Source organism: Sorangiineae bacterium MSr11954, assembly GCA_037157815.1.
Classification (GTDB): Bacteria; Myxococcota_A; Polyangia; order Polyangiales; family Polyangiaceae; genus Pendulispora; species Pendulispora albinea.
Window position 1 is genome coordinate 8,690,163 of record CP089984.1, and the last position, 24,705, is coordinate 8,714,867.

The window sequence follows — 24,705 nt, forward strand, 5'->3', positions numbered from 1 at the left end:
CGAAGCTCGACGCCCTCTTTCAGTCAGTGTGTGGTGAGTGGGGTGAGGCTTACGCCCTGGCTATCAGTAGAGACCGGGGACGGGGGAGCCGACGAACGGAAAGGACTGGAGAATACGAACCGCGGTGACGGGGTCGATTCCGGCGCCGAGGGAGCGATTCTGCAGTTGGAGCTCCAGGTAGTCCGGCGAGCTGTGCGCCAAGCCGCCGATGCCTTGCAGGCCTTGCTGCACATACGGGTTGGTGTGCTGCAGACCGGGGAGGATGCCCGGGATGCCCTGCAGGCCGCCCAGACCTTGCAGACCTTGCAGGCCGCCCAGACCTTGTACGCCTTGGAGTCCTTGCACGCCCTGGAGTCCTTGCAGGACTTGCGGAAGGACGCCCTGCAGGCCTTGCTGCGCGTACGGGTTGGTGTGCTGCAGGCCCTGGAAGATGCCCGGGATGCCCTGCAGGCCCTGGAGTCCTTGCAGGCCGCCCAGACCTTGTACGCCCTGGAGTCCTTGCACGCCCTGCAGGCCTTGCAGGCCTTGCAGGACCTGCGGAAGGACGCCCTGCAGGCCTTGCTGCACGTACGGGTTGGTGTGCTGCAGGCCCTGGAAGATGCCCGGGATACCCTGCAGGCCCTGGAGTCCTTGCAGGCCGCCGAGACCTTGCAGCCCTTGCAGGCCGCCGAGACCTTGCAAGCCGCCGAGGCCTTGCACGCCGATGCCCGGAATGCCTTGCACATACGGGTTGGTGTGCTGCAGGCCGCCAAGGCCGCTCAGGCCGTGGATGCCCTGCAAGCCCTGCAGACCGCCGAGGCCTTGCAGGCCGCCGAGACCTTGCAGGCCGCCGAGACCTTGCAGGCCGATGCCCGGAATGCCCTGCACATACGGATTGGTATGCTGCAGACCACCTAGGCCGCCCAGGCCATGGATGCCCTGCAAGCCCTGCAAACCGCCGAGGCCCTGCAGACCGCCCAGACCTTGCAGACCGATACCCGGAATGCCCTGCACATATGGATTGGTGTGCTGCAGACCGCCTAGGCCGCCCAGGCCATGGATGCCCTGCAAGCCGCCGAGACCTTGCAGGCCGCCGAGGCCTTGTAGGCCGCCGAGGCCTTGCAGGCCGCCGAGACCTTGCAGGCCGCCGAGACCTTGCAGGCCGATGCCCGGAATGCCCTGCACATACGGGTTGGTGTGCTGCAGACCGCCTAGGCCGCCCAGGCCATGGATGCCCTGCAAGCCCTGCAAACCGCCGAGGCCCTGGAGGGCCTGCAGCGCCGGATGAACGCCGAACGGCGACGTGTGCTGCAAACCGCCGAGACCCTGCAGACCTTGCAGGCCTTGCAGACCGCCCAGGCCCTGCAAACCACCGAGGCCCTGCAGGCCGCCGATCCCGCCGTGGCCCTGCCAACCGCCGATGCCGCCGAGGCCCTGCAGACCGCCGATGCCGCCGAGGCCCTGCAGACCGCCGATGCCACCGAGGCCACCGAGCCCGCCGAGGCCCGGAACGCCGAACGGCGACGTGTGCTGCAGCCCCAAGCCGGGGATGCCCTGATGCACGCCGATGCCACCGAGCCCGCCGAGGCCCTGCAGGCCTTGCAGACCACCGACGCCACCGAGCCCGCCAAGACCTTGCAGACCGCCGAGGCCAAGGCCCGGGATGATGTTCTGCAAGAGGCTCTGCTGCAGCGCGAAGGGCGAGGTGTGTTGCAGGCCGAGGCCTACGCCGGGGATGCCGTGGCCGCCCCATTGCGGGACCTGGCCCCACGGGGAGAGTTGCTGCGCCCAGGGGTTGAAGCCTTGCTGTCCGCCGAAGGGGCTCAAGCCTTGCGCGTACGGATTGGTGTGCTGCAGGCCGGGGACGCCGATGCCGGGGACGCCGATGCCGGGGACCCCTTGGAGGCCTTGGTAGCCAAACGGAGAGGTGTGCGAGATACCCTGAAGGCCCTGGAGCCCGACGCCCTGAAGGCCCTGCCACGGTATACCCGAGTGCCACGGCGTCGCGCCCTGGCCAATGCCACTTCCGAGCCCGGCGAGGCCACCGACACCGCCGAGGCCAAAGCCGGGAACGTTGCCGGCCGTGTGCGAAAGTCCGAGGCCGTGAACCGAGAGACGAACCTGATTGAGCGCGTCGATGGTCTGCGCAATGCGGTCGTTGAGGAGTTGCAGCCTGCGAATATCAACCTTGGCCGTTGTATCCATGTCTTCTGTCTCCTTGAGGGGTTTGGAAACACCTGCGGACCGACCCCCCCGTTGGGCCGGGGCACTCTTTGCGGACGACGACCCAGTGTCCTCGTCCGAGAACTCATCTCGTTCGTCCGCCGCGTTCATCGCGTCGGCCGAGTTGGCCTCTCTGGCCTCGCCTCCGCCCTCGTCGCGAGAGCCCCGCTCCCGCACGAGCCCAGGGCGATCGGGGCTCATGTGATCGGGATGTTGCGCGCGTTGATCGGCGTGGTCTGCTGCTGACGTGGAGCGCGGATCGTCAGAACGCCGTCCTGGAACGTCGACGCGATCTGGTCCGTCTTGACGTTCAGAGGAAGGGGAATCACCCGACGCAGAATCCCAATCGGATGTTCGGCGCGAAGGAGCACCAGCTTGTTGCCGTTCGTCGTCGCCCCTCCTGCCTGCGGAGGACCCCGGCGGCCGGTCACGATGATCACGTTCCCCTGCGGGGTCCCCTGGATGCTCACCTCCAGCCCCTGCCGGTTGACCCCCGGGAGATCGACGCTGAGAAGGAGCTCCTCCGGCGACTCCCAGAGGCTCACCAGCGGGGTCCACGCCTGGGGCTGCGCCGTCGGCTGACCGGTCGCCACTCCCAGTATCTGGTTCAGTCGCTCGATCTGCTCCTGTACGTGCTCGACCGGATCCCGCTCCGCCGGAATCGGTGCGAACGGAGCCTTGAGTTCCGGAGCTTCCTGTCCCGTGAGTGATCGGTACAGATTTTCGACCTTTCCGATCGTTTCGTCGATTTCGGTCATCGCTCATCGCCTCCCCACGTAGAAATGCCCGGCAATACGGGCGGCTAACGTGTTCCTTTTCAAGGAGCTCGAAACTGGCTCCCTTGTGTGAGCCTGTTTGGTTCCTTCGGTGAGATTGCGACGGCGACCTTACAACGAAGACATTGAACGATTGCTACTTTAAAGAAGCTGGACCAGAAATTAAAAATGGGTCTAGCTACGGGCGAATCGAATCTTAATTTACTTATTCCCCGTTGTGCTCCCTGGCTCCCCCGCCGCCCTGCGCACGCGCATCCGAAGGGCCCCACGGCGGCCCCGAGCCGGAGTGCAGCCGCCCGCGATTTCTCGCAATTTCCGCATAAATCCAGGTGAAAACGCGGTGGCGGACGAGCGACCGTTGGATGACCCATCCTGACGGCCGCGCTCAGCTCCAGCAGGGCGCCGCCCGCGATCCCCGGGGATCCGCGCATCAACGCACCACGCTAGGATACTACTACGATGTTCACGATAATGGCATATCGTACGTCTACTGGCTAAAGCGCAAAACAGATATGAAAGGTCGGATGTCGGATGTCCGACGCCGACTCGGCTATACCGTTTTCCTCATTTTCGAATTTCGCGCGATTTCCGCGCGACTCGCGATTTCGCACCAAGCGCGCCACGCATGGGGTCGCGAGGGCAGCGCTCTACGGGATCCCTTGGACCCAGAGGCCTTCCTGCGCGGCTCCTTGCGGACCTTGCGCCGCCGGCAGAGCATAGACGATCTTGTCGTGCTGAGGCGTGAGCTGCAATGTGCGGCCGTCCACGATCTTCGTGTGCAAAACGACGGGCGCGGCGCCGCCCGCGAGGTCGACGACCTTGACGTCGCTCGTCACCGGATATGTCTGCGGCTCGCTGCGGTTGTCGGAGAACACGATCTTGCTTCCGGTGGCCGCGAGCACGCTGTCGACCCCCGGGAACGTCCGCACCACGCCGCCGGCGACGGCGCGTGCGTTGAGGGTGCCGCGATCGGGCTTGATGTTCGTGAGGTAGAGCACGTACGCGCTGTTCTCGGTGAACGCCGAGCGCGACACCTGACCATTTGCGCCCTCCACCAGCTTGTCCACCGCGGTGTTCAACTTCGAGGTGCTGGCCAGGAAGAGATCGCGGTGCTCACCGCCCTCGTAGGTGACCACCGTCGAGTAGAGCGCGTACGCGTAGTTCGGGCTGAACGCGCTGCGGGCCGAAAAGCCGACGGTCACGACCGGGGTCGGGTTGACGGTCGGGAGGCTGGTGCGCCTCAGTTGATCGTTCACCGTATAGAGGAGCGTGTTGCCATTGTCCGCGAAGGTCGCCCAGGTGACCCCGTTGTCGATCAAGGTCGCGCCGCGCGCGTCGCTGACCATGCCTCGCGAGTTGTTCGTGAGAAAGAAGACCCGCTCGCCGCGCGCATCGGCCACCCACGCCGGTTGCACATCGGTGGCGATCGACGAAGCGATCCAAGGGCCGGCGCTCCCGGCGGCCGGAGCATCGTAGCGCGCGAGCACCGCCGATTGGCTCCCCTCGATGCACGACACCGAGAGCGCACGGCGCTGCGCAAATCCGAAGCGCGGGCGGCACGTGGTGGACGAGCCTCGACCCATGGCAGGAATGAGCAGCTGCCTGCGCTCCGGCGCGTTGCTGGGCGCCACGTAGAGGTTCGCGGTGGCGGCGGTCACGTCGCTCGTGAAGAGGACGTACGCGCCATCGTCGGTTGCCGCGACCATGTCCTCCGCGAGGAGCGTGGGGCCCACCGGCTTCGAGCCGCCGGCTGCGGTCCAAATCGTCAGGTTGGCGGTGTTGTTCGCGTAATCGACATTCGTATATGCAAATACGACCGGCCCGCGAATCACCGCGAGCGCGGATTCGGTTGTGATGCGCGTGGGTGTCTGAGCGGGCTTCGCCGCCACCGCGTTCAGACCATCGCTGGTGTGATAAACGACGTACCCGTCACCGGTGACACCCGAGATGCTCCCGCTGGTGCCGGTGATCTTGTAGGGCGTGGTGTCGACGGGGACCTTCGGAACGTCCGCTCCCGCATCGGCCCCGGGGACGCTCCCGCCTCCGGGCCCCGGTTTCGGTCCCTCGTCGCTCGAGACATCGGCCCCCGTGGCGCACGAGGCCAGCACCCAAGGTACGACGCAAGCGAGACCGGCGAAACGCAACGCATGCTTCATGGCAATGCGATGCAAAAGCAAGGTGTGTGCGAGCCAGTGCGATGGGGGTGGATCGCCCTACGCGACGGCTACCTTTAGTTCTGCTCCAACAACCCGCGAAGCTTCGACGGCGCAATTTTATATTGTTGACGGCAGTAGTCGCACGCAATCTCGAGCATCTCGCCCTGCTCGGAGAGCTCCTGCACATCGCGCCGCGGGAGGGTCGAGAGCCCGAACAGAATGCGCTCCTCGCTGCAGTTGCATCCGAAGCCGTGCCCCGATTCACCCACCTCGGTGTACGGCATGCCGTAGAGCAACTCGGCCAAGAGCAAGCGGGGCTCGGCCAAGCGTTTTTCGAGCAGAGGGCCCATGGATGCAAAGTCCTTGAGCCGCTCGGTCATCACCATCAGCGGCCCCTCTCCAACATCGGGAAGGAGCTGCACGATGTAGCCTCCCGCGCGCAGGTCGTCCCCTTCTCCATGCGTGCCCACCGCGATCATGGAGACGACTTGCTCGGACGTCTGCATATAGCTCATGAGCGCCCCCGAGATGCCGCCCGACGCGGGCACCGCCACCACGCCTTGGTGCAAAGATCCGTTGTAAAGCCGTCGCGCCACCTGCAGGCGCGCTTCGACCCCCAGCTCGAACTGCTGCGTACTCGGAGCCAACTGAATGAGGCCTCGTGTCCACGGGTGGGTATCCGGGTTCGAGTCCGCGATCATCCTGCTGCGCTGATCCTCTGCCTGCAGAATGATCTGCACACGCTGATCGGGCGACATCGTCTCGCGGACCAAAATGGACCCCGTGATCAGATCCGCGAAGAGGGGCGCGAGGTGGCTCGGGGGCTTCTGAGCCTCGATCGCCGCACGCACGGTGCGGGTGCTCTCCACTGTGATCACACGAAATGCAGCGTCGTCTGTAAGAGCTCGAAGGACACGGTCGCCTTGAGCCGGGGAATTGGGGTCGGTCACGCGGCACTTATCATACCCGCAAACCTGGGCTCGTCCCGCTCCCGCTGCCGCCTTCGTGAAGGAATTCTCTCGGGTTTCAAGCCCGCCAGCGGGCTCGGCGTGGTTCTTGTGTGCACATCCAAGCGGGCTCGTTGGGCGCAGGACAGACCGGCCCCGGTGACGTCCAAAAGACAAGAAAGAGGGTAAGCACTAGCCAAGTGCGTCATCAGCATCTAAACTGAATGGCGATTCATTCATCATGGGTCACTGCCGCCTGGTGCGCGGCTTTCTACTAGGGAGCGTGACGTGTCGAAGCCCATTCCCGCCATCAACCGATACAAGGCCGATCTCCGCGAACTCAATTTCCTCCTTTTCGAGCAGTTCCGGCTCGGCGAGATCCTCGGGCGCGGCCCGTTCGAGGCCTGGGGCGAGGAGGAAGTTCGTACGTCGCTGGCCGAATGCTACCGCTTCGTTCGCGAGGTCACGGGGCCCCTCAACTCCCCGGCCGATGCGCAGGGCTGTCGCCTCGAAGGTGGAAAGGTCATCACCCCGCCCGGCTTCAAGGAGGCGTGGAAGCAGGTCTACGCGGCCGGCTGGAAGGGCGTGGGCATCTCCGCCGAGTACGGCGGCGCTGGCGCACCGAACAGCTTGCACATCTTGGTCGAGGAGCTGCTCTCCGGCTCCAATGTCGCCTTCAATATGTACCCGGGCCTGGCGTACGGCGCGTCCGAGCTCATCGAGGTCTTTGGAACCCACGAGCAGAAGGAGCTCTACTGCCGGCGCATGTTCGACGGCACCTGGGGCGGCACCATGAACCTCACCGAGCCGCAGGCCGGGAGCGACGTGGGCGCGAGCACCACCACCGCCAAGCGCAACGCCGATGGCAGCTACTCCATCCGCGGCACCAAGATCTTCATCTCCGGCGGCGATCACGATCTGGCGGAGAACATCATCCACCTGGTGCTCGCGCGGGTCGAAGGCTCGCCGGCGGGGACCAAGGGCCTCACCCTCTTCATCGTCCCCAAATTCCGCCCCAACCCCGACGGATCGCTGGGCAAGTTCAACGACGTCACGTGCGGCGCCATCGAGCACAAGATGGGCATCAACGGCTCGTCCACCTGCGTCCTCAACTACGGCGAGAACGACGCGTGCATCGGCTGGCCGGTCGGCGGCGAGGAGAAGATCAACCAGGGCATGCCGCAGATGTTCCGCATGATGAACGGCGCGCGCATCGCGGTCGGCATCCAGAGCATCTCCGTCGCGTCCACCGCGTACCTGAACGCGCTCGAATACGCCAAGGATCGCAAGCAGGGCGCGTCGATCACGCACTGGAAAGACGCCACCGCCCCGCGCGTGTCCATCATCCAGCACGCGGACGTGCGCCGCATGCTGCTCGACATGAAGGCCCGCGTGGAGGGCATCCGCGCCCTGGCCGTGAAGCTCGCGCACCACCTGGACATGGTGCGGGTGCTCGAGGACGAGGACGCGGAGAAGGCCGCGTACCACCAGGGCCAGGTCGACCTGCTGGTTCCGCTGGTCAAAGCCTACGGCTCGGACCAAGCGTTCCGCGTCTGCGAGCTCGCCATCCAGACCTACGGCGGCGCGGGCTACACGCGCGACTACCCGGTGGAGCAGTACTGCCGCGACGCGAAGATCTTCAGCATCTACGAGGGAACGAACCACATCCAGGCGATGGACTTGGTCGGCCGCAAGCTCGGTCAGGCCGGCGGCGCCAACCTGCAGGCGTTCCTCGGTGACATCGCCAAGTTCGTGGCCACCAACAGCGCGCACCCCGTCTTCGGCGAGGCGGTGAAGCGGGTGGGCGCGGCGCAAGAGGCGCTCGCCGGCTCGGCGATGAAGCTCCTTACCTGGTTCCAGTCGGGCCATATGGAGCTCGTTCCGCTCAACGCCAACCGCTTCCTGGAGATGATCAGCGAGCTCACGGTCTCGGCGCTCCTGCTCGAAGGCGCCATCCTCGCCGACGAAAAGCAGAAGACGGTCGCCGCCGAGCACCCCGACCACGCCTTCTACGAAGGAAAGAAGCACACGGCCCTCTACTACGCGCGCACCGTGCTCCCCGGGGTCGAGGTGAAGGCCAAGCAGATGCTCGAAGAAGACCGCAGCGCGCTCGACATCCCCGACCTCGCGTTCGCCACCGTGTAGTTCGGCGCGCTCGAAAAACGAATCGACGACTCGGCCGGGCCCATCGGTGCTCCGGCCGAGCTCGTTTAATGGCCGCGCGCGGCCACTGCCGTGGTCTTCTTCCAGCATGCGGATGGCCATGCGGGGAAGGGCAGCGTCGGCGATGGCGACGGCGACGGGGATGCGCAAGGTGCTCGCGGTGGCGGGCGCAGCGGGGGTGCTGGCCGCCGGCTCGCCGGCGGCGGCGCAGAAGATCGACCTGGTCTCGGTGAGCGCGCAGTACCTGCCGAGCGCGGATATGAAGAGCGCGCCGGGCAAGGCGCAGGTCTCGTCGTACGACGTCTCCTTCATGGTGCCGGTGCCCCTCGGGGAGAAGAGCTTCCTCTTTCCCGGCGCCGGCTACCACGTGGACTCCGTCTCCTTCTCGGACACGCGGCCCGACTTCGTGGACCTGCGCGCCTTTCACGCCGTGGAGATCTCCGCGCTGTTCGTGCAGCTGCTCCCGAGCGACTGGGCCCTCAGCCTGCGCGCGGCCCCGGGTCTCGCGGGCGACTTTGGGACGGTGGATGGCCGGATGGTGCGGGCGAACGCGATGGCGATGGCCTCGCACACGTTCTCACCGCGCTTCGTCCTTGGTGGCGGGGCCATCCTCTCCTACAGTTTCGGCACATTGCTGCCGCTTCCGGCCGTGTACGCGAGCTATCGCCCCTTCGAGGGATTCGAAGTCGAGGGCTTCTTGCCCGCGTTCTTGCGGGTCCACCACACCATCGGCGATCGCGTTCGGCTGGGCATCGCCGCCGAGTTTCAGGGCAACGAGTACGCCGTGCGCGACGATCGCATCCGCGGGCGATGGCCATGCACGGCCGCCCGCGCCGACGATCCCGCCACCTCGCCCAACGAGGCCATCGCGCGCCCCTCCGAGTGCTTCGACAACCTCGCCTACTCCGTGGGGATCGCCGGCTTCACGGCCGGCGTGCGGCTCGTCTCCACCGTGTGGCTCACGGGCCTCTTCGGCCACTCGTTCTACCGCCGCTTCGATCAACGAAACGAAGAGCGCAACGAGATACCGGACGGCAGCCAGGACATCCCCAACGTCCTGGTCGTGCGCGCCGGCTTGCTCTGGAGGATGCCCACACGTGAGTGAGCGCGCGCCCACCTTGGACGCGTCGATCGCCATCGCGGTGATCGCGCAGCAGGTCGGCGGCAAGGTGGTGCGCGACTCCATGTTTCTCTCGAGCTTCCCCGCGGCCTCGCTCCCCTCGGTGATCGCCGCCTCGGCCGTGCTCTCGCTCCTGGCGGTGCTGGTGACCTCGCGCTTCATGGCCAAGCGCGGCCCCGGGCGGGTCGTGCCCGTGCTGTTCGTGCTCAACGCGCTGGCGCTCCTCGCCGAGTGGACGATGGCGTCCGCCCTGCCGGGCGCGAGCGCCGTGCTCGTCTATGTGCACACGTCGGCCGTGGGCGGCCTGATGATCAGCGGCTTCTGGTCGATCGTGAACGAGCGCTTCGACCCGCACGTGGCGCGGCGCAACATCGTGCGCGTGACCACGGGCGCCACCCTCGGGGGCCTGGTCGGCGGGCTGGGCGCCGAGCGCGTGGCCGACATGTTCGACCCGCACGCCATCTTGCTGATGCTCGCCGCGCTGAGCCTCTCGTGCGCGTGGGGCGTGGCCGCGCTCGGCCGAAGCTTGCCCCGGTCCCCGGGGCCGAGCGCGCCCGCGTTTCGCGATGGAATGAAGGCGCTCGGGCAGCGGCCGTACCTGCGGCGGGTGGTGAGCATGGTGGTCGCGGTCGCGCTCCTCGAGATTTTCCTCGACTGCGCGCTCAAGACCGCGGCCGAGTCGAGCTACCACGAGCCGCGCGCCCTGGTCTCGTTCTTCGCGCTCTTTCACACGGCCACGGGCCTGCTCACCTTCTTCGTGCAGGTGGCGCTGAGCCGCGCGAGCCTGGAGCGGCTCGGCCTCGGGGGGACCTTGGCCATTTTGCCCGCCGCGGTGATCGTCTCGGCCCTCGCCGCCAGCGGCATGCGCACCCTGCTCGCCATCGCGGTGGCCGCGGGCCTCGAGACGGCCATCGCCAGCTCGCTCTTTCGCTCGGCCTACGAGATCCTCTTCACCCCGCTGCCCACGCACCGGAAGCGCGCGCTCAAGGTGGTCATCGACGTGGCGTTTCCGCGGCTGGGCAATATGCTCGGCAGCGCCGCCGTGGCCTTGGTCGTCGGGATCGCCGCGGGGCCGCGCCATGTGAGCGTGGCGCTCTTGTTCGGGGCGGCGGCGCTCGGGGTGCTGGGGCTCGTTTGGGGGATCAGCTTGCATCGCATGTACGTGACGGAGCTGGGCACCAGCTTGCAGCTCGGCATCGTCACCTTGCGGCAAGGCGACGTGCGCGACGCCACCACCCGGCACACCATCCTGTCGACCATGGCGCTCGACCGAGCCCGGTTGCTGGCGCAGATCGAGGCGTCGCGAAGGGGCGACCCGGGCAAGGCGCCCTCGGACCCCTCGAGCGCCGAGCGCTCGCCCGCCTTCGCAAAACTTGCTGCGAGGGCCGAAGGAACCAGCGATACACTCCTGTTCGACGTGCTCCTCGGCGGACTTCGAGACGACGACTTCGACGTAAGCTACGCGAACGCGCGCGCGCTCGCCGCCATCTGCGCGCGCAACCCCGCGCTGCCCCCGGACCGCGCCCGCATCCTCGACGAGGCCCGCGCCGCGCTCTTCGTGGACGACGGCACGTGGCGCGCGCGCAAGGCGCTCGGCTCGGACTCGAGCGGGCGCACGGGCCTGCACCGCGGGCTCGAGCACGTCTTCACCTTGCTGGGGATGGTGCTCGAGCGCGACGTGATCAAAGGCTGCCTCGCGGCCCTGCAAGGGCCGGATCGGCGCCTCCGCGGCACCGTGCTCGAGTACTTGGAGAACGCGCTGCCGAACGACATCGGCCTGCGGATGCGCGAGCGTATCCAGGAGCACTTCGCGGAGGCGGAGGGAGAACGTTGAGCACCTCGCTCTCGGTGAACCATCCCCTCGCCTCGCGCGTGGCCCTGTTCGGCGCCGCGTGGGCCGGCATCTCCGCGCTCGGCGTGGCGGTGCGCTTGGTGACCACCGCCGTGCTTCGAAACCCCGGCGACAGCATCGTCACGGGATCGCTCGCCGTGCACGCGGTGGTGGCGCTCGTCCCGCTGGTCATGTGGGCGCTCTGCCGCGGCCCGCGCGGCCCGCTCTTCGGCCGCACCGTCGACGCCGCCGGCTTGATCGCGAGCGCGGCCGGCCTGGCCTACATGGGGCAAGCGATCGCGCACGAGGCCATGGCGGCGAACACGGCGCACTCCACGCCCCTGGCCATGGCGCTCGACGGGAGCTTGTACGACACGTACATGGTCACGGCGCTCTTCGCGTCGACCTTGATGTTCACCTTGCGCTCCGCCTTGGTGCCCAGCCGCATGGTGCACACCATCGCGCTGGGCGTGGGTATGGGCATCGCCATGGTGCTGGTGTTCGCGCTGAAGTACCCCCTGACCGCCGCCGCCCCGGGCGCGTCGCCCACCAGCGTGGCCATCTCCGCCGCCTCGTACTGGTCCTTGTCCATCGCCGTGTGCGCGGTGCTCTCGGCGACCATTTATGGCTTGCGGCAGCAGATCGAGAAGGCGCGGCGCCTCGGCCAGTACACCTTGGACGAGAAGATCGGCGAGGGCGGCATGGGCATCGTGTACCGCGCGCACCACGCGATGCTGCGAAGGCCCACGGCCGTGAAGCTCCTGCCGCCCGATCGCGTGGGCGACGAGGCCATCCAGCGCTTCGAGCGCGAGGTTCAACTGACGGCCGAGCTCACGCACCCCAACACCATCACCGTCTACGACTACGGCCGCACGCCCGACGGCGTCTTCTACTACGCCATGGAGTTCCTGGACGGCGCCAGCCTGCAAGCCATGGTCGAAGCCACGGGACCGCAAGCCCCCGCGCGCACCATCCACGTGCTGCGCATGGTCGCGGGCGCCCTCGCCGAAGCGCACGGGCGCGGCCTCATCCACCGCGACATCAAGCCGGCGAACATCATCTTGAGCGAACGCGGGGGCATGCCCGACGTGGCCACGGTGCTCGACTTCGGCCTCGCGCGCGACGTGGCCAACGGCGAGGACCGCGGGCTCACCTTCGACGGCAAGATCATGGGCACCCCCATGTACCTGGCGCCGGAGGTGATCAAGCAGGCCAACGCGGCCGATGCGCGCTCCGACATCTACGCCCTGGGCGCCGTCGCCTACTTCATGCTCACCGGGCGCACCGTGTTCGAGGCGAGCACCATCGTGGAGGTGTGCGGCCACCACCTCCACAGCCCCGTGGTGCCCCCTTCCCTGCGGCTCGGCGCGCCCATACCGCCCGATCTCGAGGCGTTGGTCGTGCGCTGCTTGTCCAAAGATCCGGGCGAGCGCCCCCCGAGCGCGAACGCCCTCTCCGAGGCCCTGGCGGCCCTCGATGTCCCCGCGTGGACGGCGGACCATGCCCGCGCCTGGTGGAGGACCTACGGCGCGCGCATCAAGAGCTCGACCGACGCGCTCGCGCCGACCGTGCAGGCGTGAGCCCGCGCGCTTTGCGCGGTGCACGCGGCGCGCGGGCCGGTGGCTCGTGGTCGTTGTAGCAAGGGAGCCGGTGCTTCCGGTCCGACGCATAGATGACCGACGTCTCGCAGTGGGCGACTTGCGGGCGGGTGGCCACCCTCTCGACGATGAGCTCGCGCAGATGCGCCACGTCGCGCAGCGCGACGTGCACCTGCAGATCGTTCACGCCGGTGACGTGGAACACGGCGAGCGTCTCCGGTAGGCCCAGCATGTACTGGTAGAGCGTGCGGCACGTCTCGCTCGAGTGCTTGACGAGGCGGATGGCGAGCAGCGCCTGAATGCCGATGCCGAGCGCCGATGCGGCCACGTCGGCGTGGTGCCCGCGAAGGATGCCCGCCTCGGTGAGCGCGCGCACGCGCGTGAGGCAGCTCGAGGGGGCGAGGTTCACTTTGGCGGCGAGCTCTTTGTTCGCCAGCCGCGCATCGTTCTGCAAAGCGTCCAAAATTTCGAAGTCGATTCGGTCGAGGGTCATGGGGCAAGGCTCATTCCGAAGTTTATTCGGTTGAATGAAATGGTTCCGAACATCATAAGAATAGTTCGCTGTTTGCACGCATAAAAATCGAAAAGAGAGGACTTCTTCCAAATGGACGCCAGCATACTGAGCCTCTACGATCGCATCCGGGGCTGGGAAGAGAGGGCGCGGAGGGCTCCGGTCACGCCGCGCCTGTCGCGCGAGGCCCTCGCGGAGCGGCTTCGCCCGTACGATTTCTCCGCGCCGCGCGATCTGGCGGAGCTCGTGAGCAATGTGGCCGATCTGCTCGAACAAGGGATCATCCAAAACAACCATCCGCGCTACTTCGGCTTGTTCAACGCAGGCACACGACGTGCCGGTGTGGTGGCCGACGCGCTGGTGGCCCTCTACAATCCGCAGAACGCCGCGTCGTGGCACTCACCGGCCGCGTGCGGCATCGAAGACCATACGCTCGGGTACCTGGCTCGAAAGATTGCACGCGCGAGCTTCGACCCGACCTCGTCCACCACCGCGCACCGTTTTGCCACATTCACCAGCGGCGGCTCGGAGGCCAACCTCACCGGGGTGCTCTCGGCGCTCGCGCACGCCTTTCCGCGTTATGGTGAAGAAGGGATCGCCGCGGTAGGAGCTCAGCCGGTGTTCTATGGCTCGGACCAAGCGCACGACTCCTTCATCAAGATCGCGCGCATGACCGGGCTGGGCGCCCGCGCCTTCTGCCGCGTTCGGAGCGACGATCGCCAGCGGATGGACGTCGATGCCTTGCGCGCCGCCATCGCGCGCGATCGGGCCGAGGGAAAGACGCCCTTTCTCGTGGCCGCCACCGTGGGCACCACGGCCACCGGGGCCATCGATCCGCTGCGCGATCTGGCGGCGCTGTGCAAGAGCGAGGGGCTCTGGCTGCATGCGGACGCGGCGTGGGGCGGCATCGCGCTCTTCTCCGATTCCTTGCGCCCGCACGTCGCGGGCCTGGCGGAGACCGACTCCATCACGTGGGATGCGCACAAGACACTGCCGGTCCCCATGGGCGCGGGCATGTTCTTTAGCCGCACCAGCGCGCCGAGCGACGCGCTCTTCTCCGTGCGCGCGGGCTATGTGCCGGAGATCGAGCCGGGCACCCCCGATCTCTATCAGCGCTCCGTCCAATGGTCGCGGCGCTTCATCGGGCTCAAGATTTTCATGACCCTCGCGGAGCTCGGTGACCTTGGCATGGCCGCCATCGTCGAGCATCAAGCGCAGATGGGCCGGTATCTGCGCGAGGCCCTCGGGGCGCGCGGGTTTCGGGTCATGAACGATTCGCCCCTCCCGATCGCCTGTTTTACGCGCGAGGGCGGGCCAGAGGTTCGTCCAGCCGATGTCGCGCGAAGGGTCTCGGACGAGGGCACCGCGTGGCTCTCCGATGTTCGTTTGCCCAATGGGCAGCATTGGCTGCGTGCATGTATTACGCATCACGACACGCAGCGCGAAGACATCGACCGATTGGTTTCGGCCGTGCAAAGCGCGTGCAGCGAGGTATCCGGATAGCGTAGTCTCGCCCGCGCAATGCCGTTGCGTTTTGCTGCCTGCACACACGCCGGGTGCTTCTTTGCGATCGCGCTGTCCGCGTCGATGGCGTGGTTTGGTTGCTCCAAATCCAAGGAAGAAGCTCCGGCGGAGCCGTCTGCGACGGCGGTTGCTCCGTCGGCGCCGGGTGCGTCCGCGCAGGCCGCACAGGCCGGCGACGCGGCTGCGGAGGCCGCGCACGGCGGGGACGCGTCCGCGCCGGTGCACGAGGCGGTGAAGAGCGGATATGTCGGCCAAAAGCGGTGCGCCGAGTGCCACGCAAAGCAGAACGAAGCCTTCTCGCACGATTGGCACGCGCGGGCGCTCTCGCGGGCCACGCCATCGCAGGTGGTGGGGCGCTTTGGAAACTTGCACTTCAAAGGAACGTCGAGCGAAGCGTGGATGCTTCGCGAAAAGAATTACCAAGTGCGCACGGTGGGCGCGAGCGGCGAGCTCGCGACCTTCTCCGTGGATTGGGTGCTCGGCGGAAAACGCATGCAGGATCCGGTCACCGTCTTTCCCGACGGGCGCTGGCAGGTGCTGCCGGTTTATTACCACGTGACCGGCAAGGGCGAGTGGGTCGACTACACGGAGAACAAACAGGGCGCGCTCACCCCGGACCACCCGTTCTTTTGGTCCAACTTCCGCCGCATGGCCAACCGCGAGTGCCTCGACTGCCACGTCACCGGCATCGGGGTCCACTACGAGCGCGCCGCCCACCAATGGCGCACCGAAATGGCCGACGCCGGGGTGACCTGCGAGAGCTGCCACGGCCCCGGCGAACGCCACGCCGAGTCGCTCGATCCCGACGACATCGTGCGCCCGCGCAAGGTCCCCGACGCCGTCGGCCTCGCGCTCTGCGCCCAATGCCATGGCCCGCGAAATCCACTGTTCCCGGTGCTCGACCGGGCCAACCACTTCGCGGCCGGGCAAAACTACGACGAGCACTACCAAGCGCTGGGCATCGTCGACGGCCGCCAGCACTCGGGGGATTTCTTCGTCGACGGACGCCCCAAGACCTCGAGCTTCGAGTACCAAGCGCTCATCCAGTCGCGCTGCCACCTCGAGGGCAAGGCCACCTGCCTCTCCTGCCATACGGCGCCCCACGGCAACCACGACGCCAACGAGGTGAAGAAACCCGATCGCGCGCCGCCCGCCGGCGGCCCCTCGCGCACCGACGCAAGCGCGTGCAAAGGTTGCCACGAGCCCCTCTTCGCCAAGGCAAAGGAGCACTCGCACCACACGTCGGCGCAAGCCCAGAGCTGCGTCGCGTGCCATATGCCGAAGGTGGTCACCGGGGTGCTCGACTCGTTCGCCGATCATGCCATCGACGTGCCCGTGCCGGAAAATACGGCGCGCCATGGGGTGCCCAACGCGTGCGGCACATGCCACAAGCACGAGAAGGACACCCCGGAGACGCTCTCGCGCGCCATCGCCGCGTGGTGGCCGCGCGCCGCCGAACGCGCGCAGCGCCGCATCCGCATCGCCGACGCCTTCGACGATAAAACCAAGGATCAGAGCCTCGCGCCGCTCCAAGCGGTGCTCGCCGACACGAAAGAAGCGAGCTTGGTGCGCGGCGGCGCCGCCGCCCTCCTCGCCGAGCGCTTTCCCAAAGAGGCGCGCGCGCTCGTCCCGCTCTTGCGCGCCCCCGATTCGTTCTTGCGCACGCACGCCGTGCAGGCTTTGGGCGTCGCCGGGGCCAAAGACACCGCGCCCGAGATCGCCGCCTTGGGCCGCGATCCCTCGCTGTTCGTGCGCGAGGCAGCCGCGCTGGTGCTCGCACAATTCGGCGACAATCACGCCGAATCCCAGCTTCGTACGCTCACCGGATCGGCCCCGAGCAACGCCTTGCCGCGCCCGCACGCGGTGCTCGGCTTTGCGCTCGCCAAGCGCGGCCAGATGGAGGAGGCCATCTCCGAGCTGGAACGGGCGGTCGATCTCCAGCCGTACTTCGTCGACGCGCTCGTCGTGCTCGCCGATCTCTACGCCAAACAGAATCGGCTCGATCGAACACGCGCCCGCCTCGACGAAGCCCTCCGCTTCGACCCGCAAAATGCCGCGGTAAAGAGCCGTTTGCGCATGCTCGGCGGCGGCCTCTGACGGTGCGCGCACACCTCGTCCCGCAGGCCGGCCCGACGCATTTCTGATGACCTGGACGAAAAAGCGCGCGTAGCATCGGCCGTAACATGAGTCTTCCCTCACATCCTCGAACGGTCGTCACGGGCGGGGGCAGCGGCCTCGGTCGCGCCTTTTGCATCGAGCTCGCCAAGCGCGGCGCGCGCATCCTCATCGCCGACGTGCGTCGGGAAACGGCAGAAGAAACCGTGCATCTTGCACGCGATGCCGGCGCCGCAGACGCGGTGGCCGTGACCATCGACGTTTCGAAGCCGGGGGACATCGAGAAGCTCGCGGCCGACGCCGACGCGCGCTTCGGCGGCACGGATCTCTTGATCAACAACGCGGGCGTGGCCACCGCGGGCCCCATGGGCACCATCCCCCTCGCCGACTGGGAGTGGATCGTCGGCATCAACCTGTGGGGCGTCGTCTACGGCTGCCATTACTTCGTGCCGCGCATGAAGGAGCAGGGCTCGGGGCACATCATCAACATCGCCTCCGCCGCGGGCCTCCTCTCCGCGCCCGAGATGGGCCCGTACAACGTGACCAAGGCCGGCGTGGTGGCGCTCTCCGAGACGCTCTACCCCGAGCTCGCGCCCTTTGGCATCGGCGTCACCGCCGTGTGCCCCATGTTCTTCAAGACCGGCATCGTGGCGAACGCGCGCGTCCAAAGCGAAAAAGAGCGCGTCCTCGGCCAGCGCCTGCTCGAGCGCTCCAAGCTCGACGCGAACGACGTCGCCCGCAACGCGCTCGACGCCGCCGACCGAAAGCAACTCTACGCGGTCCCCATGGCCGACGGCCGCTGGCTCTGGCGCTTGAAGCGCACCTCGCCCGAGTCCTATGCGCGCGTCTCGACGGGGCTGGTCAACAAGGTGCGCAAGTACTTCGAGCGCGGCTGAGCGCCGGCGCTACGTCGCCAACATGTTCGACGCGTGCTCGCCGAGGAGGGCGGCGAGCGCTTGCAGCGCCAGCGCCTTGAGCTCCGCGCGCGCGAGATCGCGGTGATCGATCCAGTCGAGCGAGATGGCCTCCATGAAGCCAATCCAGCCGCGCAGGGCCGCGCGCAGCCGCGGATCGTCGCGGATCTCCTCGGGCAGCTCCACGCGAATGCGCTGGAGAATGTGCGACCGGGTGAGCTCCACGATGCCGAGGATCTCCGGATCGCTGCCGATGCCGCCGCGCAAGAGCGCGGAGTAGCCCTTGGCGTGGCCCTCGACATAGTGGAAGTGCGCATCGAGGCCGAGCTCCAGCCGCTCGAACGGGGTTCGGCCCGGGGTCTCCATGGTGCTCGCCAGAAAGTCGGAGGCCGCCGTTTGCATGGTCGCGACATAGAAGTCGCGCTTGGTGGGGAAGTAGTGAAAGATGAGCGGGCGCGAAATGCCTACGGTGGCGGCGATGTCGTCGAGCGACACCTCGTCGTAAGGTTGCTCCGAGAAGGCCGTGAGGGCCGCGGCGAGCAGCTGCCCGCGGCGCTCGTCGACATGGAGGCGCTCCCGCGCCCGCGGCTTCTTTGCCGCACGTTTTTTGGGCTTTGGAGCGCGGGACGGGAGCGATTTCATAGAGGTTACCTACCCGCTATTGACTCTGTGTCAATAGCTCGTATGCTTCCCAATCATGGGTCAGCACGTCACTGGGCGCCCCTCGATTGCCATCGTCGGCAGCGGTTTTTCGGGGCTTTGCATGGCCATCAAGCTGAAGGAGGCGGGCATCGACGACTTCGTCGTCCTCGAGCGCGCCCCCGACGTGGGCGGCACCTGGCGCGACAACACGTACCCGGGCTGCGCGTGCGACGTTCCATCGCATTTGTATTCGTTCTCCTTCGAGCCCTACGCGGGCTGGACGCGCGTGTTTGCGCAGCAGCCCGAGATTCAAGCGTACGTCCAGCGGTGCTTCGACAAATACGACGTGCGCCGCCACGTGGTCTTGAACGCGGAGGTGGACGGCGCGGAGTTCGACGGCCAGGGGTGGCGCGTGCGCCTGCGCGATGGCCGCGTGTTCGAGAGCAACGTGCTGGTCTCGGCCGCCGGTGCGCTCAGCAACCCCGCCTATCCGAACATCCCGGGCCGCGAGAGCTTTAAGGGCGAGCAATTTCACTCGTCCGTTTGGAATCACGACTACGATTTGACGGGCAAGCGGGTGGCGGTCATCGGCACCGGCGCCAGCACCATCCAGTTCTTGCCGGAGATTCAGCCCAAGGTCGGCAAGCTCGTCCTCTTTCAGCGCACCCCGCCCTGGATCCTGCCGCGGCCCGATCGGGCCTTCGGGGCCCTGGAGCTCGAGGCGTTCGCGAAGATCCCGGGCCTGGCGTGGCTCTATCGCCAGTCGATCTACTGGAAGTACGAGTGCCGCGCGCTCGGCTTCACCGTTCACCCGAGCATCATGAAGGCCGCGGCCCTCATGGGGCGGCGCCATATCCGAAGGAGCATCAAGGACCCCAAGCTGCGCGAGATGGTCACGCCGAAGTTCATGCCCGGCTGCAAGCGCATTTTGATGTCCAACGACTATTACCAGGCGCTGGAGAAGCCCAATGTCGAGGTGGTGCCGGGCGCCATCGCCGCGGTGAACGAGCGCGCGGTGGTGACCAAGGACGGCCAGAGCTTCGACGTCGACGCCATCATCTACGGAACGGGCTTCGCCGTTCACGAGCAAGTTTGGCCGGTCGCCATCTACGGGCGCAACGGCGTGAGCCTCGAGACGGTGTGGAAAGACGGCCCCGAGGCCTACTTGGGCACCACCATCGCCGGGTTTCCCAACCTGTTCGTGCTCACCGGGCCCAACACCGGGCTCGGGCACAACTCGATGCTCTATATGATCGAGTCGCAGGTTCACTATATCATGGAGTGCATCAAGCTGATGCGAGAGCGCTCCGTGACCTTCGTCGACGTACGCGAACCACTTCAAAAGAGCTACAACGAGCGCCTCCAGAATCGGCTCAAAAAATCGGTCTGGAGCTCCGGATGCGCCAGTTGGTACCTCGACAAAAACGGAAAAAACACGACACTTTGGCCCAGCTTCACCTTCGCGTTCCGAGCCCGCACCCGGCGCTTCAAGCCGGCCGACTACGAGCTGGGCAAGGTGAAGGTGCGCGCCGTGCGCCCGGCGCCGGAGCCGCAGCCGGTCCTCAACGGCCGCCCCGCGCTCTAAGCCGCATCGCGCGCGCGCTTCTCCTGGGCGCTGTCGGCACGCTCGGCGTCGGCACGCTCGGCGTCGGTGCGCTCGGCGTCGGCGCGCTCGGCGTCGGCGCGCTCGGCGCTGTCGGCGCGCTCGCCGGCTGCGAGCGGAGCAAGGTGCGCGAGCCGGAGAGCGCGCCCGAGACCAAGGCCGCATCGAAGACGCCGCCCGCTGCATCCGCGTCCGCACCCTCGATCCCGCCGCTGTCGGAGCGCCTTTCGCGCCCCGCGCCCGAGCGGCTCGTGGCCATCGGCGATCTGCACGGCGATCTGGAGAAGACGCGGCGCGTGCTTCGGCTGGCCGGCGCCATCGACGCCAACGACGCGTGGATCGGCGGAAAGCTCATGGTGGTTCAAACCGGCGACGAGATCGATCGCGGCGACGACGATCGCCGGATCCTCGACCTGATCGAGAAGCTCAAAGGCGACGCCAAAAAGGCGGGCGGCGAGCTCATCGCGCTGGTGGGCAACCACGAGCTGATGAATGTCGGGTTCGACTTCCGCTATGTCACACCCGGCGCGTTCAAGGCATTCACCGACATCACCGCCAGCGATCCCAACACGGCCGCCTTTCTCGCGCAGCTCGATCCGAGCGCGCGCGGTCGCGCCGCCGCCTTCGCCCCCGGCGGTCGCTACGCCACCCTGCTCGCCGAGAGGCCGTTGATGATCAAGGTGGGCGACAGCATCTTCGTGCACGGCGGGATCCTGCCGAAGCACGCGAGCTACGGGCTCGATCGCATGAACGACGAGGTCCGCGCCTGGCTCACGGGCAAAAAGGAGAAGCCCCCGCAGGTGGTGGTGGCCGAAGATGGCCCCGTGTGGTCGCGCGCCTTCTCCATCCCCGGCGAAGAGAAGTGCGCCCTCTTGGACGAATCCCTCCGAGCCCTCGGCGCCAAGCGCATGGTCATGGGGCACACCGTGCAAAAAGGTGGTGTCACCGACGCATGCGACCGGAAGGCTTGGCGCATCGACGTAGGCTTATCGCATTATTACGACGGCCCCGTGCAGGCCCTCGAGATCAAAGGCGATACGCTGACCCCACTCAAAGAATCGGGTTAACGATCAACGAGACGAGAGCGACGATCGCAGCGGTGCCACGGCAGAAACGGGGGAAACGGGGGGAAGCGGTGTGATGGACAAAGCTTGATCCCGGGTGCCGAGCGCATAAAGGAAATCCCGTGCGTCCGGCGGTTGACCGTAGAGGCCGTGGATGATGCTGCCCGGCGGGGTACTGTAAGGAGGAAGGGCGGTGCCCATGCCCACACGGGCACCCTCGACCTTTTCGGGGGTGGGGTTCGTGTAGACCAGCCTCGCGACCCCGGGCAGCCCGAGGATGCCAACCTCCGCACATGCAAATTCCACTTTTGCGATCCGGCCGCCGTTCACTTGGCGGCCGACGAGGCTCAATCCCACGGCCAGCTTTGGCTTTTTGCATTGCACGGTGGCCGCGTTGGGGCCGCCCGCACCGTGCGCGGGAAATCGAAAGAGTGGCTCCTCCCGCCATACGACCGAATATTTGTACTCGGGCGCCGCGACCTCTCTTCGGACTTCCAGCTTGACGCACCAGGTCCTCACCTGATCGACATAGTCGCCATATTGCGCGTCCACCCCCACCACCGCTTCACCCTCGCCGCAGGTATCGTCGAAGATATCTCCGCCCTGGAGCGGATAGCCGAGCGGTCCGCTGCCGCCGGTGCCCGTAAAGGTCATGGCCACGGTGCATCGCCCATTGGGCCCGTCGCACTGCGGGCAGCCCTCGTCAGGCACGCCGTTGCAATCGTCGTCGCGCCCGTTGCATGTCTCGGCCGTCGGGACGCACGTGGGATCCCCCTTGCCCGGCGAGGTGGTGCCGCCGTCGCCGCCGGCGTTCCCCGGGTTGGCCGGACCTGGAGGCCCCGCAGAACCCGGCGCCGCGCCGAAGCCCCCCTCTTCCAAGCCGCACGCCGTTGAAATGAGCGCGGACGCGAGAAGCAGCGAAGCACAGAGGGCCCCTGCGGACGGAGCTGTCCATTTCCAGGTACGCACACTGGACGTCATGAGATGATACTTGCCATAGGCATTCACCGCGGGCTAGCCGAGATCGGGTCTTTTTTTATGTTCAAGCGCACGTCGATCGTCTTCATATGCACCATATGCACCTTCGCGTCCATCCTAACCCCAGTGCTCACCTGGGTCGATCAAGCGTCTTGCTCTTTGGCTCGAGGCATGATCTGGTCGCGGCATGGCGGAAGCGCACCCTCTTGAATTGAGAGCCAGGGTCGTCGAGGCGTACGAAGCTGGCGACGGAAGCTATGCGGTAATTGCCGCTCGATTTCGTATCGGTGAGGCGAGCGTCAAGCGGTGGGTTCGTCGAGGGCGTCGTGGCGTGCCGCTCGGCGCCGACCCGAAGCGAGGCGGAACGCCGTCCCCGATCGGCCAGGGCGACGTTGATGCGCTTGTTGCGAAGCTGCGCGATGCGACCGCTAACGAGATTACGGCGGAGTTCAATCGGCTTCGCCCGCGGGGCGCGCGAGTTCATGTGTCCAGCATGAAGCGCGCGCTGCATCGGTATGGGTACGTCATCAAAAAAAACGCCGACGGCCGTTGGAGTGTCAGCGACCCGACGTCATAGCCAAGCGCCGCTCCTTCCGACGGAGGATCCTCCGGATTCCCGTGGAAAAGCTGGTTTTTCTCGACGAATCGGGCCTAAACCTGGCCATGAGTCGGAGCCACGCCTGGGTGAAGCGAGGTCGCGAATTCATCGATCGCATTCCTATGAACTGGGGCACGAACCTCACACTTCTTGGGGCGATGCGCCTATCGGGATGGGTCGTCCTCAGCACGATGTTCAAAACGGCCAACCGTCCCCGCTTCCTGGCTTGGCTGAAACGCAAGCTGCTCCCTCGACTGTACCCCGGAGACGTCCTGGTGATGGACAACCTCCCCGCCCACCGCGACCCGCGTGTCGTAGCCGCCTGCAAGGCGCGCGGCGTTCGTGTCGTCTACTTGCCCCCATACTCGCCCGACCTCAATCCAATTGAATCCGGCTGGGCCCTCCAAAAGCAATACGTGCGACGCCACGCTCCCCGCCACCCCAAAGCGCTTCGGCTCATCGCCAGACGAGCGCGCTTTCGAGTCACCGAGACGCACGCGAGCAACTGGTTCGTTCACGCCGGTTATCGGGCTCCACTCAGGTGATCTCTGGGGTTAGGGGTCAGTGCATGCAATGGACCGAAGGCAACATCGCAATCGGGTGATCGTGACGCTGGATCCTCGGCGACCGGTGAAAAGGCACCAGGGCACGATTCACCCCCCGAAAGCGAAACGTTGGAAGAACGGGCGGCGCGCGTTCACAAAGAGGCCATCATCGTGGACGGGCACAACGACATTCCGTCGGTCATGTTTGCGACCGGGGTCGATCTGGCGGCTCGCCGAGCGCCAACGGAATTACCTCGTTTGCATACCGATTTGGCGCGGATGAAGGCCGGCGGCATCACCGGTGAATTTTTCTCGATTTACGTGGACCATCGCTATGCCGAAAAGCCCACGGTGCGGGGCGGCGGCTCGGCCCGCCATGCGCTGGATCTCATCGACATCGTCTATCAACAGGTGGAGCGCCACCCGGATGCGCTGATGATCGCCACGCGTGCGGAAGACATCCGCCGCGCCAAGCGCGAGGGAAAGGTCGCGTGCCTCATGGGAGTCGAAGGCGGGCATGCCATCGAGAACTCCCTGTTTGCGCTTCGCACGTTTCATCGGCTGGGCGTTCGCTACATGACATTGACGCATACGAATACCAACGAGTGGGCCGACTCCTCGGGCTACGGGGGCGTGGTGGTCACCCGGCACCATGGATTGACCCCCTTCGGCGAAAAGGTGGTGCGCGAAATGCAGCGCATCGGCATGCTGGTCGATATCTCCCATGTGTCGGACGAGACGGCCGCCGCCGTGTTGAAGATGGCCAAGGCGCCCGTGATCGCATCGCACTCGTCGGCGCGCGCCCTCGCGCCGCACCCGCGAAACCTGAGCGACGATCTGCTGAGGGCGCTGGCGCGAAATGGTGGCGTGGCCATGGTCAACTTCTTTTCGGCCTTTCTCGATCCCAAGTTCGCCGAGGCCGAAGAGCGCTTTGCGCAGAAGTACAAAAAGGAGCTCGCCGCGATCGGCCCAAAGTACGAGACCAAGCCGCTCGAGGCCGAACGCGAAATGATCGCGCTCCGGGAGGGTGCCGCATTTCCCGTCACACCGCTGTCGCTCTTGATCGATCACATCGAGCACATCATTCAGGTGGCGGGGATCGATCACGTCGGCCTCGGCTCGGACTTCGATGGGGTCACGGCGCTCCCCGCGGGCATCGATGGCGTCGATAGCCTGCCGAAGATCACCTTGGAGCTGCTCCGCCGCGGGCACAGCGAAGAGGACGTGCGCAAGGTGCTCGGCGGCAATTTTCTACGCGCCTTCGAGGCCGCGGAAGCGTACGCCAAGGGGACGAATACGACCCTCTCGGGCGACGGCGACACCACATCGATCGACTCCGTATCGGCCGACGCCGGTACGCGTTAGGCGCGCTCGCACGCCCTCGCGCGCCGCGCGATGCGACTTCGGGCGAGCGGCCG

19 protein-coding genes are annotated in these 24,705 nt (G+C 66.7%); 12 read left to right on the forward strand and 7 right to left on the reverse strand.

The genetic code is table 11. The features are described from left to right. Positions 1–63: 63 nt before the first annotated feature. The 4 genes from LZC94_33805 to LZC94_33820 all read right to left on the reverse strand — a co-directional run bounded on the left by LZC94_33805 (position 64) and on the right by LZC94_33820 (position 6,084). Positions 64–2,184 carry a hypothetical protein gene (locus LZC94_33805; GenBank protein WXB12814.1) on the reverse strand — a complete coding sequence of 707 codons (2,121 nt, stop codon included), beginning with the start codon at positions 2,182–2,184 and terminating at the stop codon, positions 64–66. 215 nt (positions 2,185–2,399) lie between these two features. Continuing rightward, positions 2,400–2,960 carry an Hsp20/alpha crystallin family protein gene (locus tag LZC94_33810; GenBank protein WXB12815.1) on the reverse strand — a complete coding sequence of 187 codons (561 nt, stop codon included), beginning with the start codon at positions 2,958–2,960 and terminating at the stop codon, positions 2,400–2,402. Positions 2,961–3,625: 665 nt separating this feature from the next. After that, the gene (locus LZC94_33815; GenBank protein WXB12816.1) at positions 3,626–5,134 is read right to left on the reverse strand and encodes a hypothetical protein; all 1,509 of its coding nucleotides are present in this window, start codon (positions 5,132–5,134) and stop codon (positions 3,626–3,628) included. A 74-nt stretch (positions 5,135–5,208) separates the two neighbouring features. Beyond that, positions 5,209–6,084, reverse strand: a complete 876-nt coding sequence (locus tag LZC94_33820) for an Hsp33 family molecular chaperone HslO (protein WXB12817.1) — start codon at positions 6,082–6,084, stop codon at positions 5,209–5,211. A gap of 285 nt (positions 6,085–6,369) precedes the next feature. Here LZC94_33820 and LZC94_33825 point away from each other — a divergent pair, with 285 nt between their 5' ends. From LZC94_33825 to LZC94_33840, 4 genes are all read left to right on the forward strand, one after another. After that, positions 6,370–8,226 carry an acyl-CoA dehydrogenase gene (locus LZC94_33825; protein ID WXB12818.1) on the forward strand — a complete coding sequence of 619 codons (1,857 nt, stop codon included), beginning with the start codon at positions 6,370–6,372 and terminating at the stop codon, positions 8,224–8,226. Positions 8,227–8,368: 142 nt separating this feature from the next. After that, a complete protein-coding gene (locus LZC94_33830; protein WXB12819.1) occupies positions 8,369–9,349 on the forward strand; it encodes a DUF6268 family outer membrane beta-barrel protein in 981 nt (326 codons plus the stop codon). Further along, positions 9,342–11,198 carry a hypothetical protein gene (locus tag LZC94_33835; GenBank protein WXB12820.1) on the forward strand — a complete coding sequence of 619 codons (1,857 nt, stop codon included), beginning with the start codon at positions 9,342–9,344 and terminating at the stop codon, positions 11,196–11,198. Before LZC94_33830 ends, LZC94_33835 begins: the two co-directional genes overlap by 8 nt. Continuing rightward, positions 11,195–12,775 carry a protein kinase gene (locus tag LZC94_33840; GenBank protein WXB12821.1) on the forward strand — a complete coding sequence of 527 codons (1,581 nt, stop codon included), beginning with the start codon at positions 11,195–11,197 and terminating at the stop codon, positions 12,773–12,775. Before LZC94_33835 ends, LZC94_33840 begins: the two co-directional genes overlap by 4 nt. Here the strand turns inward: LZC94_33840 and LZC94_33845 are convergent. Beyond that, positions 12,732–13,286, reverse strand: a complete 555-nt coding sequence (locus tag LZC94_33845) for an Lrp/AsnC family transcriptional regulator (protein ID WXB12822.1) — start codon at positions 13,284–13,286, stop codon at positions 12,732–12,734. The genes LZC94_33840 and LZC94_33845 overlap by 44 nt on opposite strands. 111 nt (positions 13,287–13,397) lie before the next feature. On the opposite strand from LZC94_33845, the gene LZC94_33850 reads away from it, so the two are divergent. The 3 genes from LZC94_33850 (at position 13,398) to LZC94_33860 (ending at position 17,839) form a co-directional block, all read left to right on the forward strand. Beyond that, the gene (locus tag LZC94_33850) at positions 13,398–14,807 is read left to right on the forward strand and encodes an aminotransferase class I/II-fold pyridoxal phosphate-dependent enzyme (protein WXB12823.1); all 1,410 of its coding nucleotides are present in this window, start codon (positions 13,398–13,400) and stop codon (positions 14,805–14,807) included. 18 nt (positions 14,808–14,825) lie between these two features. Then, positions 14,826–16,925 (forward strand): ammonia-forming cytochrome c nitrite reductase subunit c552, encoded by a 2,100-nt coding sequence (locus LZC94_33855; protein WXB12824.1) that lies wholly within the window; start codon positions 14,826–14,828, stop codon positions 16,923–16,925. A gap of 86 nt (positions 16,926–17,011) precedes the next feature. Further along, on the forward strand, positions 17,012–17,839 hold the full coding sequence (locus LZC94_33860; protein WXB12825.1) for an SDR family NAD(P)-dependent oxidoreductase: 828 nt from the start codon (positions 17,012–17,014) through the stop codon (positions 17,837–17,839). Between the two features lie 9 nt (positions 17,840–17,848). On the opposite strand, the gene LZC94_33865 is transcribed toward LZC94_33860, so the two are convergent. Beyond that, positions 17,849–18,499 (reverse strand): TetR/AcrR family transcriptional regulator, encoded by a 651-nt coding sequence (locus tag LZC94_33865; GenBank protein ID WXB12826.1) that lies wholly within the window; start codon positions 18,497–18,499, stop codon positions 17,849–17,851. Positions 18,500–18,554: 55 nt separating this feature from the next. Here LZC94_33865 and LZC94_33870 point away from each other — a divergent pair, with 55 nt between their 5' ends. Both LZC94_33870 and LZC94_33875 read left to right on the forward strand, forming a co-directional pair. After that, on the forward strand, positions 18,555–20,084 hold the full coding sequence (locus LZC94_33870) for an NAD(P)/FAD-dependent oxidoreductase (GenBank protein WXB12827.1): 1,530 nt from the start codon (positions 18,555–18,557) through the stop codon (positions 20,082–20,084). A 143-nt stretch (positions 20,085–20,227) separates the two neighbouring features. Next, positions 20,228–21,169 (forward strand): shewanella-like protein phosphatase, encoded by a 942-nt coding sequence (locus LZC94_33875; GenBank protein WXB12828.1) that lies wholly within the window; start codon positions 20,228–20,230, stop codon positions 21,167–21,169. Between the two features lie 3 nt (positions 21,170–21,172). Here LZC94_33875 and LZC94_33880 read toward each other — a convergent pair whose 3' ends face one another. Continuing rightward, positions 21,173–22,147, reverse strand: a complete 975-nt coding sequence (locus LZC94_33880; protein WXB12829.1) for a hypothetical protein — start codon at positions 22,145–22,147, stop codon at positions 21,173–21,175. A 184-nt stretch (positions 22,148–22,331) separates the two neighbouring features. Here LZC94_33880 and LZC94_33885 point away from each other — a divergent pair, with 184 nt between their 5' ends. From LZC94_33885 to LZC94_33895, 3 genes are all read left to right on the forward strand, one after another. Continuing rightward, positions 22,332–22,721, forward strand: a complete 390-nt coding sequence (locus tag LZC94_33885; GenBank protein WXB12830.1) for a helix-turn-helix domain-containing protein — start codon at positions 22,332–22,334, stop codon at positions 22,719–22,721. A 41-nt stretch (positions 22,722–22,762) separates the two neighbouring features. Then, complete coding sequence (locus tag LZC94_33890) at positions 22,763–23,287, forward strand: transposase (protein ID WXB12831.1); 525 nt, start codon at positions 22,763–22,765, stop codon at positions 23,285–23,287. Positions 23,288–23,416: 129 nt separating this feature from the next. Beyond that, positions 23,417–24,652: a dipeptidase gene (locus tag LZC94_33895; protein WXB12832.1), complete on the forward strand. Its 1,236-nt coding sequence runs from the start codon at positions 23,417–23,419 to the stop codon at positions 24,650–24,652. The last annotated feature ends 53 nt before the right edge of the window (positions 24,653–24,705 follow it).

Coding starts and splice junctions, on each gene's coding strand:
- LZC94_33870 (WXB12827.1), top strand. CDS start 18,555: ATGGGTCAGCACGTCACTGGGCGCCCCTCGATTGCCATCGTCGGCAGC.
- LZC94_33805 (WXB12814.1), bottom strand. CDS start 2,184: ATGGATACAACGGCCAAGGTTGATATTCGCAGGCTGCAACTCCTCAAC.
- LZC94_33830 (WXB12819.1), top strand. CDS start 8,369: ATGGCGACGGCGACGGGGATGCGCAAGGTGCTCGCGGTGGCGGGCGCA.
- LZC94_33880 (WXB12829.1), bottom strand. CDS start 22,147: ATGACGTCCAGTGTGCGTACCTGGAAATGGACAGCTCCGTCCGCAGGG.
- LZC94_33885 (WXB12830.1), top strand. CDS start 22,332: ATGGCGGAAGCGCACCCTCTTGAATTGAGAGCCAGGGTCGTCGAGGCG.
- LZC94_33810 (WXB12815.1), bottom strand. CDS start 2,960: ATGACCGAAATCGACGAAACGATCGGAAAGGTCGAAAATCTGTACCGA.
- LZC94_33855 (WXB12824.1), top strand. CDS start 14,826: ATGCCGTTGCGTTTTGCTGCCTGCACACACGCCGGGTGCTTCTTTGCG.
- LZC94_33865 (WXB12826.1), bottom strand. CDS start 18,499: ATGAAATCGCTCCCGTCCCGCGCTCCAAAGCCCAAAAAACGTGCGGCA.
- LZC94_33845 (WXB12822.1), bottom strand. CDS start 13,286: ATGACCCTCGACCGAATCGACTTCGAAATTTTGGACGCTTTGCAGAAC.
- LZC94_33860 (WXB12825.1), top strand. CDS start 17,012: ATGAGTCTTCCCTCACATCCTCGAACGGTCGTCACGGGCGGGGGCAGC.
- LZC94_33815 (WXB12816.1), bottom strand. CDS start 5,134: ATGAAGCATGCGTTGCGTTTCGCCGGTCTCGCTTGCGTCGTACCTTGG.
- LZC94_33850 (WXB12823.1), top strand. CDS start 13,398: ATGGACGCCAGCATACTGAGCCTCTACGATCGCATCCGGGGCTGGGAA.